We start from the raw sequence: 896 nt of genomic DNA on the forward strand, positions 1-896 counted from the left end.
ATATGTTTAAGAAATTAGGTAATGCTTATTACTTCAATGCAGAATTAGACAAAGCAGCTCAGTGGTATGGAAAACTAATGGACTTAAATCAAGAAGTGGAACCTGAGTATTATTTTAGATATTCACAATCCTTAAAATCGTTAGGAGAATATACAAAAGCTAACGAAATGTTAGAAAAATTCAACCAAGCAAAAGCAGATGATTCTCGTGCTCAAAAATACGAAGCAACGAAAAATTATCTAGAAATCATTGAAGAAAATTCAGGTCGATATGTTGTTGAAAACGCAGGGGCTATCAATTCAAAATATTCAGATTATGGCTCTGCTTTTTTGGGTGAAGAATTAATTTTCGCTTCAGCGAGAGATACTGGAGGAATTTTTAAAAGAAAACACAAATGGACCAATCAATCGTTTACCAATTTGTATCAATCAAAAGTAAATGGTGATGGAAATTTAGAAGAAGCCGAAAAATTCTCAAAGTCAACCAATTCAAAGTTCCATGAATCTACACCTGTTTTTACAAAAGATGGAAAAACAATGTACTTTACCCGAAACAACTATGTAGATGGCAAAAAAGGAAAAAGTGGTGAAAAAGTAATACTCTTAAAAATCCTAAAAGCTACTTTGGTAGATGACAAATGGGAAAATGTTGTTGAATTACCTTTTAATAGCAATGAATATAGCACAGCACATCCAGCACTTTCACCAGATGATAAAACCTTATACTTTGCTTCAGATATGCCAGGAACACTTGGAATGTCTGACTTATATAAAGTATCAATCAATGGAGACAGTTTTGGAGAACCAGAAAATTTAGGACCAGTTTTCAACACAGAAGCTAGAGAAACATTTCCATTTATGAGTGACGAAAACGAATTATACTTTGCCTCAGACGGA

The 896-nt window shown here is 33.1% G+C and carries 1 pseudogene; it reads left to right on the plus strand.

The window, feature by feature from the left end:
* Positions 1-896, plus strand: a pseudogene (locus ACFO3U_RS07690) (OmpA family protein); the annotation flags it as partial.

This window comes from Flavobacterium ponti (genome assembly GCF_042652765.1).
GTDB classification, from domain to species: Bacteria; Bacteroidota; Bacteroidia; order Flavobacteriales; family Flavobacteriaceae; genus Flavobacterium; species Flavobacterium ponti.